The 753-nt window shown below is 39.0% G+C and carries 1 protein-coding gene; it reads right to left on the bottom strand.

What is annotated here, in order from left to right; translation table 11 throughout:
• Window positions 1-200 precede the first annotated feature (200 nt).
• Complete coding sequence (gene ampD, locus R7R78_RS25930; protein WP_225474589.1) at window positions 201-752, bottom strand: 1,6-anhydro-N-acetylmuramyl-L-alanine amidase AmpD; 552 nt, start codon at window positions 750-752, stop codon at window positions 201-203.
• Window position 753 lies beyond the last annotated feature (1 nt).

Raw genomic sequence — 753 nt, 5'->3', positions numbered from 1 at the left:
TTAGACGTGCTAGCGATTTTGGAAAAGAAATACAGAAAATGACAAAATTATCAGTCTATTTATTCACCAAAACGAACTCATTAGTCGTAAAAATGTAGTTAATTTTTAACAACCATTAATATTTCTCGTATCAAAAAAAGGCATACCTGATCGTATGCCTTATTTATTTCCGTTTTTTGAATTTACAGTTTTGCTACAAATCAACGTTGAACCAGCTGCCTATATTTAACCCAATCAAAGCTTAGACCAGGATCGCTTTTTCTCAAGGGAGCAATGTATTGATGGCCGGTAATTCGTGGCAAGGTAATTTGAGGATATTGATGCATGATGGCTTGAGTTAATCGAGCAAGTGATTGATATTGCTCTTCTGTATACGCCACAAATTCTGTTCCCTCTAGCTCAATGCCAATAGAGTAATCATTGCAACGGTCTCTCCCGGCAAAGCTTGATTGCCCCGCATGCCATGCTCTATCAAGAAATGAAACGAACTGGACAATCTCACCGTCGCGCTTAATTAAACAATGCGCTGAAACGCCCATTTTGTGAATTACCTCAAAAAATGGGTGCGCGTTAGGATCAAGATTGCCGCTGAAAAAATCTTCAATATACGGCCCACCAAACTGACCAGGTGGCAAACTGATGTTATGAACAACTAATAGAGAGATATCGTGTTCGCTGTTGCGTGCATCAAAAAATGGTGATGGAACATGATTTTCGTGAGTCAACCATCCATTATCGATAATTGGGGACATA

The organism is Vibrio sp. 2134-1, from assembly GCF_033339495.1.
This window is presented reverse-complemented; position numbering and strand designations above follow the sequence as displayed.